Source organism: Actinoallomurus bryophytorum, assembly GCF_006716425.1.
GTDB classification, from domain to species: Bacteria; Actinomycetota; Actinomycetes; order Streptosporangiales; family Streptosporangiaceae; genus Actinoallomurus; species Actinoallomurus bryophytorum.
In genome coordinates this window covers 5,505,989-5,521,290 of the sequence record NZ_VFOZ01000001.1, presented here as the reverse complement: position 1 = coordinate 5,521,290, position 15,302 = coordinate 5,505,989, and the positions used below count along the sequence as shown (strand labels likewise).

15 protein-coding genes and 1 tRNA gene are annotated in these 15,302 nt (G+C 69.7%); 4 read left to right on the top strand and 12 right to left on the bottom strand.

From position 1 onward, the window contains the following. The first annotated feature begins 27 nt into the window (after positions 1-27). Complete coding sequence (locus FB559_RS25880; protein WP_141958463.1) at positions 28-612, top strand: GNAT family N-acetyltransferase; 585 nt, start codon at positions 28-30, stop codon at positions 610-612. A gap of 401 nt (positions 613-1,013) precedes the next feature. On the opposite strand, the gene FB559_RS25875 is transcribed toward FB559_RS25880, so the two are convergent. The 6 genes from FB559_RS25875 to FB559_RS25850 all read right to left on the bottom strand — a co-directional run bounded on the left by FB559_RS25875 (position 1,014) and on the right by FB559_RS25850 (position 5,388). After that, positions 1,014-1,086, bottom strand: a tRNA-Ala gene (locus FB559_RS25875). Between the two features lie 77 nt (positions 1,087-1,163). Beyond that, positions 1,164-1,799 carry a histidine phosphatase family protein gene (locus FB559_RS25870; RefSeq protein ID WP_141958461.1) on the bottom strand — a complete coding sequence of 212 codons (636 nt, stop codon included), beginning with the start codon at positions 1,797-1,799 and terminating at the stop codon, positions 1,164-1,166. A gap of 201 nt (positions 1,800-2,000) precedes the next feature. After that, positions 2,001-2,408, bottom strand: coding sequence for a ribosome silencing factor (gene rsfS / locus FB559_RS25865; protein ID WP_141958459.1), 408 nt, complete (start codon positions 2,406-2,408; stop codon positions 2,001-2,003). Positions 2,409-2,444: 36 nt separating this feature from the next. Continuing rightward, positions 2,445-3,050: a nicotinate-nucleotide adenylyltransferase gene (gene nadD, locus FB559_RS25860; protein WP_141958456.1), complete on the bottom strand. Its 606-nt coding sequence runs from the start codon at positions 3,048-3,050 to the stop codon at positions 2,445-2,447. 53 nt (positions 3,051-3,103) lie between these two features. Beyond that, the gene (locus FB559_RS25855) at positions 3,104-4,018 is read right to left on the bottom strand and encodes a hypothetical protein (RefSeq protein WP_141958454.1); all 915 of its coding nucleotides are present in this window, start codon (positions 4,016-4,018) and stop codon (positions 3,104-3,106) included. A 101-nt stretch (positions 4,019-4,119) separates the two neighbouring features. Next, the gene (locus FB559_RS25850) at positions 4,120-5,388 is read right to left on the bottom strand and encodes a phenylacetate--CoA ligase family protein (RefSeq protein ID WP_141958453.1); all 1,269 of its coding nucleotides are present in this window, start codon (positions 5,386-5,388) and stop codon (positions 4,120-4,122) included. Between the two features lie 83 nt (positions 5,389-5,471). Here FB559_RS25850 and FB559_RS25845 point away from each other — a divergent pair, with 83 nt between their 5' ends. Further along, a complete protein-coding gene (locus FB559_RS25845; RefSeq protein WP_141958451.1) occupies positions 5,472-6,506 on the top strand; it encodes a M48 family metallopeptidase in 1,035 nt (344 codons plus the stop codon). A gap of 233 nt (positions 6,507-6,739) precedes the next feature. On the opposite strand, the gene FB559_RS25840 is transcribed toward FB559_RS25845, so the two are convergent. The 3 genes from FB559_RS25840 to FB559_RS25830 form a co-directional block, all read right to left on the bottom strand. Beyond that, positions 6,740-7,228, bottom strand: a complete 489-nt coding sequence (locus FB559_RS25840; protein ID WP_141958449.1) for a hypothetical protein — start codon at positions 7,226-7,228, stop codon at positions 6,740-6,742. A gap of 102 nt (positions 7,229-7,330) precedes the next feature. Then, on the bottom strand, positions 7,331-7,660 hold the full coding sequence (locus FB559_RS25835) for a hypothetical protein (protein WP_141958447.1): 330 nt from the start codon (positions 7,658-7,660) through the stop codon (positions 7,331-7,333). Between the two features lie 9 nt (positions 7,661-7,669). Further along, a complete protein-coding gene (locus FB559_RS25830; protein ID WP_141958445.1) occupies positions 7,670-8,440 on the bottom strand; it encodes a hypothetical protein in 771 nt (256 codons plus the stop codon). Between the two features lie 169 nt (positions 8,441-8,609). On the opposite strand from FB559_RS25830, the gene FB559_RS25825 reads away from it, so the two are divergent. Beyond that, a complete protein-coding gene (locus FB559_RS25825) occupies positions 8,610-9,794 on the top strand; it encodes an ROK family transcriptional regulator (RefSeq protein ID WP_221640185.1) in 1,185 nt (394 codons plus the stop codon). Positions 9,795-9,915: 121 nt separating this feature from the next. Further along, positions 9,916-12,159 (top strand): glycoside hydrolase family 3 N-terminal domain-containing protein, encoded by a 2,244-nt coding sequence (locus FB559_RS25820; protein WP_185792401.1) that lies wholly within the window; start codon positions 9,916-9,918, stop codon positions 12,157-12,159. Positions 12,160-12,268: 109 nt separating this feature from the next. Here FB559_RS25820 and FB559_RS25815 read toward each other — a convergent pair whose 3' ends face one another. The 3 genes from FB559_RS25815 to FB559_RS25805 form a co-directional block, all read right to left on the bottom strand. Further along, the gene (locus FB559_RS25815; protein WP_141958441.1) at positions 12,269-14,461 is read right to left on the bottom strand and encodes an MMPL family transporter; all 2,193 of its coding nucleotides are present in this window, start codon (positions 14,459-14,461) and stop codon (positions 12,269-12,271) included. A gap of 119 nt (positions 14,462-14,580) precedes the next feature. Beyond that, complete coding sequence (locus tag FB559_RS25810) at positions 14,581-14,838, bottom strand: hypothetical protein (RefSeq protein ID WP_141958439.1); 258 nt, start codon at positions 14,836-14,838, stop codon at positions 14,581-14,583. Then, the gene (locus FB559_RS25805) at positions 14,838-15,176 is read right to left on the bottom strand and encodes an ArsR/SmtB family transcription factor (RefSeq protein WP_246122049.1); all 339 of its coding nucleotides are present in this window, start codon (positions 15,174-15,176) and stop codon (positions 14,838-14,840) included. Before FB559_RS25805 ends, FB559_RS25810 begins: the two co-directional genes overlap by 1 nt. Positions 15,177-15,302 lie beyond the last annotated feature (126 nt).

Below are 15,302 nucleotides of genomic sequence, written 5' to 3'. Positions count from 1 at the left end.
GGTGGGTGTCGTGGCGATAATGGCGAGGTGCCGCAGCTCACTGGTCCGGTCGTCGTGCCCGGTAGTCTCGCGCGGTCGTGTCAGCCGGTTCTGGAATCGGGAGATCTCGTGCTGCGGCCCTGGCAGGCCGCGGACGCGCCCGCTGTCGCGCAGGCTTACTCCGATCCGGGCATCCGGCGCTGGCACGTGCGGTCGATGACCGAGGATGAGGCCCGGGCGTGGATCGACTCGTGGCCTGGCCGATGGGCTGGGGAGAGTGGGGGCGGCTGGGCCATCGCGGGTACTTCCGGTCTGCTCGGACAGATCAGCCTGCGCCGGCTGAACCTCCCCGATGGCAGCGGGGAAGTGTCCTACTGGGTCCTACCCGCGGCGCGCGGCCGGCGCGTGGCGACGCGGGCTCTGTGCGCGCTGAGCACGTGGGCCTTCGAACAGCTCCGGCTTCACCGGGTCGAACTCGCGCACTCGACGCTGAACTCGGCCTCCTGCCGCGTCGCGGTCAACGCCGGCTACACGCACGAAGGGACGAAACGAGGCGAGGGATTGCACGCCGACGGCTGGCACGACATGCACCTGCACGCCCGCCTGAACGACGATCCCCACCCCCACGTCTGACACTCCGCCGGCCGTTTCAGGGAAGCCCCCCGGACCCGGTGGTGAGAACGGTCGTGTCGTTCAGTGCAGGTTCGCCAGACGGGTGGTTCCGATGTGGTCGAAGGCGATCAGTGTTCTGGCGACGGGTGCAATGGTGTGGGCTCGTGCGGTCCACATCTCACTCATGTAGCAACGCCACCGCCACCAAAGGTGAAACACAAAACGGCGCCGCCGTCCACCGCTCCAACGAGCCATGGAAGAACAACGCCGTCAAACCAACAAAAGTGCTCTCAACCGACCCCAGCCCACCGGGGGGCGTGGGGGGCGAAGCCCCCCACATCGGGGGTTCCAGGGGGTCGCCCCCTGGGCCAACATGAAAGCGACGCCCCAAGCCCGAAAGGGCATAGGGCGTCCAAGTCGCGTGGAGCTATGGGGATTCGAACCCCAGACCTCCTCCATGCCATGGAGGCGCGCTACCAACTGCGCCATAGCCCCGCACGTCAATCAGGTGTCCCTGCGACGCCCCGCCAGTGTATCGGACCTGACGACCAGACCTGTAATCGCGAACCGGCTCAGGTGTCACTCGCGGCACGGTCGTCACTGAGTACCGGTTCGGGCAGAGTGCCCGCGTTGTGCTCGACCAGGCGCCAGCCCAGGCGGCCCTCTTCCAGCACGGACCAGGAGCAGTTGGACAGGCCGCCGAAGCGGCCCCACAGCTCCTCCGGGAAGCCCAGCCAGTTCAGCATGCCGATGCGCACGGCGGCGCCGTGGCTCACGACGACGAGCGGGCCGCCGTCAGGGAGGTGTTCGAGTGCGCGCTCCAGGGCCTCGGCGAAGCGCTTGGCGACCTCCTCCGCGGTCTCGCCGCCCGGCGGCTGCCAGATGGCGTGCTCTCCCGGGTATCGGGCGCGGATCTCCTGGTTGGTGAGGCCCTCCCAGGCTCCGCCGCCGCGCTCGATCAGGTCGGGGTCGTGGGTCACGGTCAGGCCGGTGACCTCGCTCAGCGCCTGTGCGGTCGCGGCCGCGCGCCGCAGCGGCGACGAGACGATCGCGGTCGGGGCCAGGGCGGCCAGGAGCCGCGCGGAGCGTGCCGCCTGTTCGACGCCCGTCTCGTCGAGCGGGATGTCGGTCGTGCCCTGGAAACGGCGCTCGACGTTCCAGGTGGTCTGACCGTGGCGCCAGAGCACGATCTTGCGTGACTTGCTCATCGGCCCATCTCCGCGCGAACACGGCGTACGCGACGCCTCCGGCCGGCCCCCGATGCCACCACAGCTCGACCTCCACGTCGCTTGTTCATCGACCCGCTCCGGGCCCGCACATCCGCACGCACGTGCCCGGGCCGTACGGCGCCGAGGTGTGCCGGGACGATCGCCCCGGCCACGACACGCGCCCGCTCACGCGCGGCCGGCTCACTGCCCCTCTCCGGCGCGTACGCGCTGGGACGCGTGGGCGTTGATGCCGGCCGGCAGGTCCATCTCCGGGCAGTCCTTCCAGAGACGTTCCAGGGCGTAGTAGACCCGGTCCTCCTCGTGCTGGATGTGCACGATGATGTCCGCGTAGTCGAGGAGCACCCAGCGTCCCTCGCGCTCGCCCTCCCGCCGGTTGGGCTTGACGTCCGCGTCCTCGCGAAGGCGCTTTTCGATCTCGTCGACGATGGCGCGTACCTGCCGGTCGTTGGCGGCCGAGCAGAGGAGGAAGGCGTCCGTGATGATGAGCTGCTCGCTCACGTCGTAGGCGATGATGTTCTCGGCCAGCTTTTCCGCCGCGGCGTCGGCGGCGATCTGGACCAGCTGGTTGGCCCTGTCGGATGCGGTCACGATGCTGTCGTGTTCCTCCCTGCGAGGGTCTTACCGTTAGCTGTCACGATAAAGCCCTCGTTTATTGATGTACTGCACGATTCCGTCTGGCACCAAATACCACACCGGTTCCCCGGCCCGTACCCGTTCGCGGCACTCGGTCGAGGAGATCGCCAATGCGGGCACCTCGACCAGGCTCACGCCGCCACCAGGCAGGCCTGGATCGGTGAGGTTGTGGCCCGGTCGGGTACAGCCTATGAAATGCGCGAGGTTGAAGAGCTCATCCGCGTCACGCCAGGACAAGATCTCCGACAGAGCGTCGGCGCCGGTGATGAAGAACAACTCGACGTCAGGCCCGTGTATTTCGCGCATCTCCCGCAACGTGTCGATGGTGTAGGTCTTCCCGGGTCGCTCGATGTCAACGCGGCTGACCGAGAAAGCCGGGTTGGAGGCGGTCGCGATCACCGTCATCAGGTAGCGGTCCTCCGCCGCGGACGTCTTACGCCCTTCCTTCATCCACGGCTGCCCGGTCGGCACGAAGACGACCTCATCCAGGGCGAACAGGTGCGCGACCTCGCTCGCGGCCACCAGGTGCCCGTTGTGGATGGGATCGAACGTGCCACCCATGACCCCGAGGCGACGCCGCCCCCCATCGGTGCTCATGGCGCGACCCTAACCAGCGGCACCGACGAACGCGCGGCTCGCCCCCCGTGAAATCAGTGCTCGGCGGCGTTCCGCAGGTCGAGGGTCGTCTTCGCGAGCGCCGGGGCACCGCTGCCGCCCGTCTCGATCAACATGCCCACCGTGGAGGAATCGGCCCACGCGCAGGCGGTCGCCTCGCCGGCGCCGACCGATCCGGCGCCACAGCGGAGGGCGCCGCCGAGCGGCCCGGCCGGATAGTCCTCCGCGTTGTCGATCCCCATACCGAGGAACGTCGAGTCGACCTCCTTCGAGGGGGAGTTCGCCTTCAGCTCCGCGGCGAACTGCGGGCTGTCGCTCCCCACCAGGCCGACGAAGATCAGGGGGCGTGCGGTGTCGCCGTTCTTCGTGTAGATGGCGATCTTGGCCTTGGCGTACACCTCGGCGTAGCCTTCGGCCGAGTCGCCCATCGACTTGCGCATGGTCGAGGCCAGGCGGTCGGCGACGCTTCCGTTCAGCAGCCGGTAGTCGCCCACGGACTTGGGGACGACGATCGAATGCGGCACGCCCGCGTCGACCGGGGAGGTCGGTGCGCCGGAGGTCGCCGCCACCGGCTTGTCATCGCCGGAGGAGGCCACGCCCACCGCCACCGCGGCGCCGCCGAGCACCACGACCGCACCCGCGATGACGATCCCGGTGACCAGACCCTTGTTGCTCTTCTTCGGCGGCACGGCGCCCGGCCCGTACCCCCACATGGCCTGCGTGTCGGGGCCACCCGGACCGACCGGGCCGTTCGGGCCCCCGTACGGCCCCGGCTGCGGGTTCCCGTAACCCGGCTGACCGCCGTACGGGTCCGGAGCCGGCCCGCCGTACGGACCCGGAGACTGCGCCGGGCCGCCGTACGGCGTCCCGCCCTGTGCCGGTCCTTCGTTCGGCCACTGGCCACCGCCCGGCGCCGGATGTTCCGGTCCGCCGTCCTGTCCACCGTTCACTGTGTCCCCGCCCCAGAGTCCCCGAATGATCAATGCCGAAGAAAGGATATCTGCCCTACATTCGGCAAAATGTCGCAAATGACGACCAGGGGCGGGGAATGTCACAACCCGGGTAGCGGAGGCTCTCCCGACTGCCAGCTCACGACGCGTACGGCCTTGCCGATCTCGACTCGGGGTACCGTCCCGGCCGGGAGTACGCGCACGTCGCACGAGAGGCCCAGCTCGGCCGAAAGGGCCGCCTCGAGCCCGGCGTCCGCCTCCTCGCACGCCACGATCAGCCGTGGCATCGCGGCGCGGCGGTCGACGACCACCTGGTAGTGCGCCGAGGCGTGCCGCAGCACCACCGCCTCGATCTCACGGGGATAGACGTTCACCCCGCGGATCACGAGCATGTCGTCCCGGCGGCCCAGCACCTTGCTCATCCGCACCAGCGTGCGGCCGCAGGCGCACGGGGCATGGGACAGCGAGGCGATGTCCCCGGTGCGGTACCGCAGTAGCGGCATCGCCTCACGCGGCGTGCTGAAGACCAGCTCGCCCGGCACCCCGTCCGGCACCGGCACGCCGTCGGGGTCCACCGCCTCGACCAGGAAATGGTCCTCGTTCACGTGCAGGCCGCTGCGCTCGAGGCATTCGGTGGCCACTCCTGGCCCGATGATCTCCGACAGGCCGTAGATGTCGAGCGCGGCCAGGCCCAGAAGGTCCTCGATCGTGGCGCGCAGCTCCTCCGACCACGGCTCGGAGCCGAACAGGCCCGCCCTGAGGTTCAGCTCGATGCCCGCTTCGCGCGCCGCCTCGCCGAGGCGTACGGCGTAGGAGGGTGTGCAGGTCAGGATGTCGGGACGCAGGTCGGCGAGCAGCCGGATCTGGCGTTCGGTCATGCCGCCGGACATCGGCACGACGGTGGCGCCGAGCGCGATCGCGCCCTGGTGGATGCCCAGGCCACCGGTGAACAGGCCGTAGCCGTACGCGTTGTGCACGACACTGTCCGGGCCGGCACCCGCGCAGACCAGCGACCGCGCGCACATCGCCGCCCACAGCTCCAGATCCCCTTGGGTGTACGGGACGAGGGTGGGCCGTCCGCGCGAGCCGCTGGAACCGTGCACCACCACCACGTCGCGCATCGGGACGGCGAGCATCCCGTACGGGTAGGAATCCCAAAGATCCTGCTTCGTGGTGAACGGGAGTTTGGCCAGATCACCGAGGCCGACGTCCGCGCCGCCGGCCACGCCCGCCTCGCGGAGCCGCTCGCCCTGCGTGCCACCGGCCGCGACCAGCCGGTCGACCAGTCCGCGGAGCCGGGCCTGCTGCACCACGGCGCGTTCGTCCCGCGACATCGTTTCCTCGGGCCCGGGCCCGTACGCCTCCGCCATAGATCGGAGTAGACCCCCACGCGACCGCGTGGCGCAAGGGGAACCCTGGTGGCGGTGAACTCGTCGGAAATAGCATGCCGGATATGACGAGCAACACGCCTGACCGCTCACGCACCCGCTTTCCGGGAATCAGCTCCCGGGCCTACGAACATCCCGCGGACCGGTCGGCGCTCGTCGCCCTCCGGTCACTGTCGGGGTTCGACACCGTACTCAAGCGTCTGGCGGGCCTCTTCAGCGAGCGCGCCATCCGGCTGATGTTCCTCGGCGGGAGCGTACGCGCGGGAGAGACGCAGTTCCGCAACATCAACGACATGGTCCGCGACAGCGCCTACATCCTCGACCTGCCCGAGGTGCCGGAGCTCTACGTCGTGCAGGACCCGGTGCCCAACGCCATGGCGATCGGCACCGACCACCCGTTCATCGTGTTGAACACCGGCCTGGTGGACCTGCTCGACGACGAGGAGCTGCGGTTCGTCGTGGCCCACGAGGTCGGGCACGTGCTGTCCGGGCACGCGGTCTACCGCACGATGGCGCTGATCCTCACGAGCCTCGGCGCGCGGCTGGCCTGGCTGCCGTTCGGCAACATCGCGATCTCCGCGATCCTCATGGGCCTCAACGAATGGCAGCGCAAGTCCGAGCTTTCCGCCGACCGGGCTGGGCTTCTCGCCGGGCAGGACGTCGAGGCGGGCAAGCGCGCCCTCATGAAGATGGCCGGTGGCGGCAAGCTCACCGAGATGGACGCCGAGGCGTTCCGCGAGCAGGCCCGCGAGTACGACGAGGCCGGCGACGTACGCGACGGGCTGCTGAAGTTCCTCAACCTGCTGACCCGCTCCCACCCGTACGCGGTGGTGCGGTTCGTCGAGCTCGACCACTGGGCGACCGACGGCGGTTACCAGCGCATCCTCGCCGGCGACTACGAGCGGCGGGACGACGACTCCGGCGCCTCGGTCTCCGATGAGATCAAGAACGCCGCCAAGGCCTACCGCGACTCCTGGAACCGCAGCTCCGACCCGTTCATCGGCGTCGTGAAGGGCGCCGCCGAGGGCGCGGTCAACGTGGGCGAGAAGATCTTCTCGCGCTTCGGCCGTCCTGGAGACGACCGCAACCGCGACGCCTGAGGACGACCAGGTGCACCGGCCCTCCTGCCAGTCGAGGTCAGCGGGGGCCGACGGCCGCGGTACGGCCGGTGACGTTCTCACCTGCGTACCGTTGTACATGCGCGGCAAGGCCCGCATTCCCACCACCTGGTCTCGCCCTCAGGACCGGGCCACCGAGCCACCGGCGAAGGGTTGTGAGCCAGGAGCGTGAACGACCGGGCGAAGGCGGCCTCCCCCGCGGACGGCCGCCTCCGCTAAACCGCCGCGGTGTTGCCGGAGTTCGAGCCGCCGCCGGACCCGCCCATGAAGAAGTTGAGCGCCGCATTGGTGGCGCCGTTCTGGACGAACCGTCCGGAGGCGATCACCTCCGGTATCGCCAGCTGGCCACCCGGAGTCATGGCCGAGATGGCGAGCTCCGTCAATGTGACAGCGGCGTCGACAATCTTGGTGATCTTGAGCGCGGGCACTCCGATCGCCACCGGCCCCTTGAGAATCACAGCTCCCACCCGTGCACCCTTGTGGTGATCGTCGAGGTTGTCGAGCGGCCCCTCGGGCTGGTTCAGCTGCTGGGCCATCGCGGTCGAGACGTTGCCGTCGACAGCGGCGACAGCGCTCGCAGCGTGCCCCTTGAAGTCGGCCACCATGGGCTGCAGCTGGTCTCCGTACGAATAATTACGGTCGGCTTCGGCGCTGGCCCCGTCCTCGTTGGTGCCCGGAAAGCCCACTCCTCCGGCCAGTCCCATGAGATTCAGCGCCTTGGCCGTCGAGCCCGGGAGCATTATCGCCATTGGTCATCCCTATCTATCCGGCCGTGCCCGGCCTCATCGGATCGAACCCAACAGGGTTCAGATCTGCTGGACCATTCCGCTGTTCGCGTCTTCCGCCTCGTCGAAGTTCGCGGCCGTCGCCTGAATGGCAGGCCCGTACGGCTGCGCCGCAGCGAGGTTCTGGCCACCGGTCTCGGTCTTCATCTGTCTGAAGGCGCCGACCGCTCCTTCGAGCACCCCAGCGACGAGGTCGTTGGGGTCATTGTTGGGATTGGCCCAGTTACCGAGCGCTTCGGTCTGCGCCCTGTGGTCGGCCATGTGGGCGTCTATGTCCTCAGCGGTGGTCGTGCTGCCCACGCCCGCCTGCTTGAGCTGCGACTGCTGATACGCCATGTAATGGTCGGTCATCTCACGCCCCTACCGCTCCGGCTCGATGCCGTTGATGACAGTACTCATCGACTGGTAATAGGACTCCAGCCGGGCCAGATTCCGTTCCCGTACCTGGCCGAGTCGCTTGCGCAGTGCGTCCGCGTCGATATCGGCGCTCGCCTGCCATTCCTGGATCTTGGCCGCCAGGTCCTCCAGCGCGGCGTTCACCACCGTCACGACGTCGCGTTCGAGCTCGACGCTGCCGCGCATCGCGCGCGAGTCGAGTGTCAGCGAGTCGAGCCGGGCAGTGGGCACGCATACCGCGCGCACCTCGCCGTGACGGATCTCGCCGACGCCGGCGAGTTCCTCGCCTCCGAGGTTCCGCGCCTCGTCCACCGTCCGCATGACGTCGCCGAGTTCATCGACCAGGTCCCCGAAGTCCACGGTCGGCAGGTCCCCGATCCGCACCCCGTCCCTGCGCAGGCTCGTGACGATCTCCGCGGCTTCCGACATCCGCCGTCGCGCGTCGTACTGGAACTGCTCGTTCGCCTTGCGCATGTCGTCGGCTGCCTCGTTAAGGTCCACGACAGGGACCTCGTCCGCGCGGCGCTCGCGGAAGTCATCGAGTGCCGCGTTCACCGCTTCGATGAGAACCTCGCCAAGGTTCCGCGAGGACGACCGGAGCAGACGCGGCTCGACGCGTACGGTCTCCAGCCGCTCCTCGGCCACGGTCACGCGGACCCGCCCCTCATCGGCCTCTCCGACTCCACGGATTGCTTTGGACGGCGTGTCCGACTCCTCCCGCGACCACTGCGACATAGTCCCTGATCGTATCGGTGGCATATGTCTCCGGACATACGGAAACTGTCGGGAAAGGCCGGAGATCGGCGTTCGCCGCCGGCCAGGACGCGCCGCGGCCGATTCCGGCCGCCCCGGACGCGTGCGAGGATGCGCCGGGGCGCGGTGCGCGTAACCTTATGTTCACTTCTTGAACGCCGTATACCCGCCGGAGGGACCGATGGCGATGCCGGGCTCGCAGACGTCGCTCCGCGAGGCGAACCAACGGCGGGTGATCCAGGCCGTCCGCGAGTCCGTGGCGCCGACCCAGGCCGACATCGCACGCAGCACCGGGCTCTCCCGCGCCACCGTCTCCAACATCGTGCGTGAGCTGACCGCCGACGGGCTACTCGTCGTGACGCCGACGTCGGCGGGCGGGCGGCGGGCCCGCGCGGTCTCGCTCGCGCCCGGTGCCGGACTCGCCGTCGGCGTCGACTTCGGCCACTCCCACCTGCGCGTGGCGATCGGGAACCTCGCCCGTGAGGTGATCGCCGAACGGGTGATGCCGCTCGATGTCGGCGCGTCCGCCGCGGACGGCCTGTCCGCGGCGGAGCGCCTCCTGGACGAGCTGCTGTCGTCGGCCGGCGCGACCCGCGACGACGTCATCGGGATCGGGCTGGGCGTGCCCGGCCCGGTCGACAAGGTCACCGGCACGCTCGGGTCGAGCACGATCCTGCCCGGCTGGGCCGGGATCCACGCCGCCGACGAGGCGGCACGCCGTCTCGGCCGCCCGGTGCACGTCGACAACGACGCGAACCTCGGCGCGCTCGCCGAGGTGATCTGGGGTGCGGCACGCGGCCATCCCGACGCGGCGTACATCAAGATCAGCTCTGGTGTGGGCGCCGGCATCGTCATCGGCGGCCGGGTCTACCACGGCCCCGGCGGCACGGCGGGCGAGATCGGGCACCTCACGCTGAACGAGAGCGGGCCGATGTGCCGATGCGGCAACCGCGGCTGCCTGGAGACGTTCGCGGGCGGCCGGTATCTCGCCGACCTGCTGCGGCCGGCCCACGGCGAGGGACTGACCACCGCACGCATCGTCGAGCTGGCCCTCTCCGGCGACGCGCCCTGCCGCCGTGCGGTCAGCGACGCGGGCCGCTATGTCGGCGCCGGCGTGGCGAGCCTGTGCAACCTGCTCAACCCGACGCGGGTCGTGGTCGGCGGCGACCTCGGGCGTGCGGGCGACCTCCTGCTGGAGCCGATGGCCGAGGCCATGGGGCGGTCGGCCATCGCCAGTGCCGCCTCGCTGGTCTCGATCGTGCCCGGCATCCTGGGCGATCGCGCCGAGGTCCTCGGCGCGCTGGCGCTCGTACTGCAAGCATGGGAAATCGTTTAGTTCTTGAACGCTGCTGGCACGTTTCGGCCAGATTACGTTCACACCTTGATTTGATCTTCAGGCGGGTCTTTGATCACAGAGCCTCTCTACACTCCTTGATCCCCGCATGGAGACACGCGTCATGAGACTGAGGTCCAGGGCCGCCCATATCGGGCTCGCCGCAACGATCACATTGTCCGGCCTGGCGTTGAGCGCGACCGGCGCCAGCGCGCAGTCCGGTTATCAAGATCCGCACGCATCGATACCCGCGCGCGTGTCCGACCTCCTCAAGCGCATGACGCTCGAGGAGAAGGTCGGGCAGATGACCCAGCCCGCGGTGGTCAACATGCAGGGTGACTGCCAGTGGGCCGGCGGTGCGCTGGTCGAGTCCTGCATGCAGCACATCCTCGGCGACCTGAAGTCCGGCTCGGTACTGTCCGGCGGCGGCGAGACGCCTCCGCAGAACACGCCCAAGGACTGGGCCGACATGGTCAACACGGTCCAGAAGTACGCGATCGACCACTCGCGGCTGCACATCCCGATCGTGTACGGCGTCGACGCCGTACACGGCCACAACAACGTGCTCGGGGCGACGAAGTTCCCCCAGCAGGTCGGCGTCGGCGCGACCTGGGACTCGCAGCTGTCCGAGGCCATGGGCGAGTCCACCTCACGCGCGGTGAAGGCGACCGGGCCGCAGTGGGACTTCGCGCCGGTCGAGGACATCTCGCGGGACACCCGCTGGGGCCGCTACTACGAGACCTACTCCGAGGACCCGTACCTCGCGGGCTCGCTGGGCGCCGCCAACGTCCAGGGTCTGCAGAAGACCGGCCAGGTCGCCGCGACGGTCAAGCACTTCATCGGCTACTCCGCTCCGTTCGCGGGCCATGACCGCACCGAGTCGCACCTGGACCCGCGCTACATCCAGGACACGTTCCTGCCGTCGTACAAGGCGGCGGTCGACGCGGGCGCGCTGACCCTCATGGCCAACTCCGGCTCGATCAACGGCGTCCCGGCGCACGCCTCGCACTACCTGCTCACCGACCTGCTGCGCAAGCAGTGGGGCTTCAAGGGCGTCGTGGTCAGCGACTGGAACGACGTGCAGAGCCTGCAGACCGCCTACCACCTCAGCGACACGTACGCGGGCGCGGCGGCCATCGCGGTCAACGCGGGCGTGGACATGGCGATGCTGCCGCCGGGCAGCGTCGACGACTACGTCAGCGGGCTGATCGCCGACGTCAAGAACCACAAGGTCGCCAAGTCGCGCATCGACGAGGCCGTCTCACGCATCCTGACGCTGAAGTTCAAGCTCGGCCTGTTCGAGCACCCGTACGTGGACGCCTCCAAGGCGAACGGCATCGCGCTCGGCGCCGACAAGGACCTCGCGGTCAAGGCCGCCACCGAGTCCCAGACGCTGCTGAAGAACGACGGCAATGCGCTGCCCCTGTCGACCGGCCTCGGCAAGGTGGTCGTGACCGGCCCCAACGCCGACTCGATCCCCAACCAGGATGGTGGCTGGACGATCGGCTGGCAGGGTATCCCGGACGGCGTCAACGACCCGGGCGTCACGATCTACCAGGGCATCAAGAACCTCATCGGCGACCACGCGAAGCTGGTGGCCGACGCCGGTGACGCGGTCTCCCAGGCCAAGGACGCCGACGCGACCATCGTCGTGGTCGGTGAGAAGCCCGGTGCCGAGGGGAACAGCGACAGCGAGACGCCCGAGCTGGCCGCCGACCAGCAGAAGCTCGTCGATGACCTCCAGGCCACCGGCAAGCCGGTGATCGTGGTGGTCGTGGCCGGACGGCCGCTCGCCCTCGGGAGCGCCGCCGACGCCAAGCAGCTGCTCATGTCGTGGCTGCCGGGCAGCGAGGGCGGTACGGCCGTGGCGAACGTCCTGTTCGGCAAGGCCAACCCGAGCGGGCGCCTGCCGGTGTCGTGGCCGAAGGTCGCCGGCGACGAGCCGATGTTCTACCAGCAGCTGCCGGGTACCAACTCCGGGCCCAGCTCCTCCTACGACCCGCTGTTCGCCTTCGGCGCGGGCCTGTCGTACACCACGTACGCGGTGAACGACATCTCCGTCTCGGGCGGCAGCACCGTCAAGGTGTCGGTGAAGGTCGCCAACACGGGCGGCAAGGACGGTGACATGGTCGTGCCGGTCTTCGCCCAGCAGCCGGTCAGCCGGATCGTCGTGCCCCCGAACCGGCTCGTCGCCTACACCCGCGTGCCGCTGAAGGCGGGCCAGTCCACGACGGTGTCGCTGTCGTTCCCGCTGTCACGCCTGGCCGTGACACAGGGCGACATCAACGGCTCGTCCACCCGGTCGGTCATCCCCGGCCTCTACAAGATTGTCGCCGGTGGGAAGTCCGCGGACCTGACCGTCCACTGATCGGCGCTGAACCAACCGGCCCTCCGCCGGGAGAGGCGGTTGCCCCGACGGGTGCGTATCCCACCCGTCGGGGCGACCCGCCCGCCTCTTCCGGCAGCGAAGGCCACGTTCATCCGGGGCGATGGCGGCCCCAGGCTCGGTCCCCCAGCAGGGCCAGGGCCGCTGGGAGGAGAACGCCGCGCACGATGGTGGCGTCGATCAGGATGGCCACCGAGAGCCCGACGCCCATCATCTTGTACTCGATCGCCGACAAGACGACGAAGACGCTGAACGCGGCGGTCATGATGACCGCCGCGCTGGTGACGACCCCGGCGCTGGCGCCGATGCCGCCGACGATCGCGTCGCGGGCCCCGGCGCCGCCGGACCGGCGCTCGCGGATCCGGCTGAGGATGAAGATGTGGTAGTCCATGCTCAGGCCGAACAGGATCACGAACATGAACACCGGCAGCCAGTCGACGATGCCTCCGTAGGAGGTGAAGCCGAGCAGGCCGCCTCCGTGTCCGTCCTGGAAGACCCAGGTGACCACGCCGCACGCGGCGCCGATCGACAGCAGGTTGAGGGCGATCGAGACCAGTGACACGGCGACGGAACGGAACGCCACGGCGAGCAGCACGAACGCCAGGACGAGCACGAAGCCGAAGACCAGCGGCGTACGGCCGGAGAGCTGCCGGGTGAAGTCGTAGGCCAGCGCCGTCCTCCCGGCGACCGCGTAGTCGACCCCGTCCACGTGCCCGAAGGCCGCGGGCAGCGTCCGGTCCCGCAGCGTCCGCAGCGCGTGGTTCGCGGCGTCGCCGTTGCCGAAGTCGGCCAGCGGCACCCGCAGGAGCAGCGCCCGGCCGATCCTCGCCTCGGCGATCGGCCCTCCGCTGCCGGCCTGGCCGCGCAGTCCGTCGATCGCCCGCCGTACGCCGGGCGCGTCCAGTGCTCCCGCCCGGCTCTCCCAGAGCACCACCCGAGCCGGTGACGGCGTTCCCGGGAACGCGTCCTGCATCCGGATGGCGGCGTCCACCACCGGCACGCTCCGAGGCAGGCTGTCCGTCGCCGCCGCGTCCTGCAGCCGGATCCCGGACACGGGTAGTGCCAGGACGACCAGCGCGAGCACCGCCGCCCCGCCCCAGAGGAGCGGCCGGCGTACGACCGCCCGCGCGATGGCCGTCCAGGCACGTGACTCCGCCGCCTTCGTACGCCGGCGGCCCAGCCACGGAATCCGGCCCCGGTCCACCCAGCGGCCCAGCAGGCTGAGCAGCGCGGGCAGCACGGTCACCGAGCCCACCACGGCCAGACCGACCACCAGGACCGCGCCGATCGTCAGCCCGCGAAGCTGGGCCAGCCCGCTGAGCAGCAGCCCGGTCATGCAGAGCGCCACGGTCAGGCCCGAGACGAGCACCACGCGTCCGGAGGTGCGCGCCGTGATTCGCAGTGCCTCCTCGACGGTCCGCCCCGCGGCGCGTTCCTCACGCTCCCGCCGCAGGTAGAACAGCGAGTAGTCGATCCCGACCGCGACGCCGATCAGGAGCACCATGGAGTGGGTCGCGCTGTTGATCGGAACCCAGTGGTCGATCACCTGCAGGAGTCCGAACGCACCGATGACGGTGGTGAGCGCCAGCAGCAACGGGATGCCCACCGCGACCAGCGAGCCGAACACGAACAGCAGGATCACGACGGTGAGCGGCAGCGAGAAGTACTCCGCCCGCTTGAAGTCGCCCTTGATCCCCGCATCGACCGCCGAGGTCAGGCTCTTGTCCCCGGCCTGCACGACACGTGCCCGCGGATGGCGAGCCGCCACCTCCGCCACGGCCCTGACCACGGTGTCGTACTGCGCGCCCACCTGGTCGTAGGAGCCCGCGAGCTGGAAGGTGACCAGTCCGGAGCGCTCATCCCCCGACACCAGCGTGTCGCCGCCGGGCCGGAGCGGTGAGCGGAGGTCCGTGACGGTGCCGGGGGTCCGCTGGAGCGCCGCCTCCAGGTCCCGCGTCGCCTGCCGCAGGTCGGCGTCGCCGGTGAAACGCGCACCCGTACGGGACTGGATCAGCACGTTCTCCAGCACGGGCACGTACCCGTGCTGGGCGTCCAGGACCCGCTCGGCCCGCCCCGACTCCCCCGGGTCGACGCCGCCGGCTCCGGGGCCGGGGATCAGGGCGGCGGCCATCACGGCCACGGCCACCAGGGCGAACCAGCTCGCGATGGCCAGGGCGCGGTGCCGCGCGGACCAGCCCACCACGCGTTCGACCAGTGGGGCCGCAGGAGGCGATCCCCCGACGGTCGGTGCGGGTGGGGCCGCCGACTTGCCAGTACGCAGCATGAACTGCTGTCCTTTTCCTTGAAGGGGCATGCGAGAGAACTCGCCCTCGGGCGAGGCGGTGCTTCTTCCACACCTGGGCCGTCGAGTTGCCGCTCGGCGGCCCAGGGTCTTCCGGTCGGTTACTCGACCTCTTTGAGGATCCGTTCCAGCGCGACCACCCGGCCCCGCATGTCCTCCAGGAGCAGGGTGATCTCCCGGAGCTGGAGTTCGGTGTGCTCCTGTACGGCCGCCGAGGTCTCGGCGAGCCTCTGGTACTTCCCCTCGCGGGGTGCCAGCACCTTGGCCCGCCAGGTGACGGCGACCTGCCAGATGGTCACGGTGATCGCCGTGAAGATTCCGGCGGCTCCGATGGCTTCCGCCAGTGCGTGCCCGTTCATCAGGGTGATTCCTCCTCGCCGCCGCGCTGGACGATCTCGGGTGTGCTGAGAGTGAGTACGGCCGCCGCGACGGCGTCCGGGGTGAGCTGGATGGAGAAGGGGGTCACCTCGTAGAACTTCATCGCCTTCCCGTCCTCGGACAGCTCCAGCTCGGCCGACACGAGGCCGGCCGCCTGCAGCTTGCGGAGGTGGACCTGGAGCAACGCGCGGCTGATGCCGAGGTCGCGCGCCAGCCGGCTGACGTAGTTGCGCTCGCGCGTCAGCGCCGCGACGACGCGCATGCGGTGCGGGTTGGCGAGCGTCGCCAGCACCTGCACGAGCTCATCCCCGGTCGGCACGGAAGCTCCCAACGGTATTTTGCATCTGCAAGGAAAAGTTAGCAGGTATGGCCGGATTCGACCAGCGAGTCATCGGGAATGTCCGCCGCCGCGGAAGGACGTGCGCCGCGGCCCCGTACGCCAGGG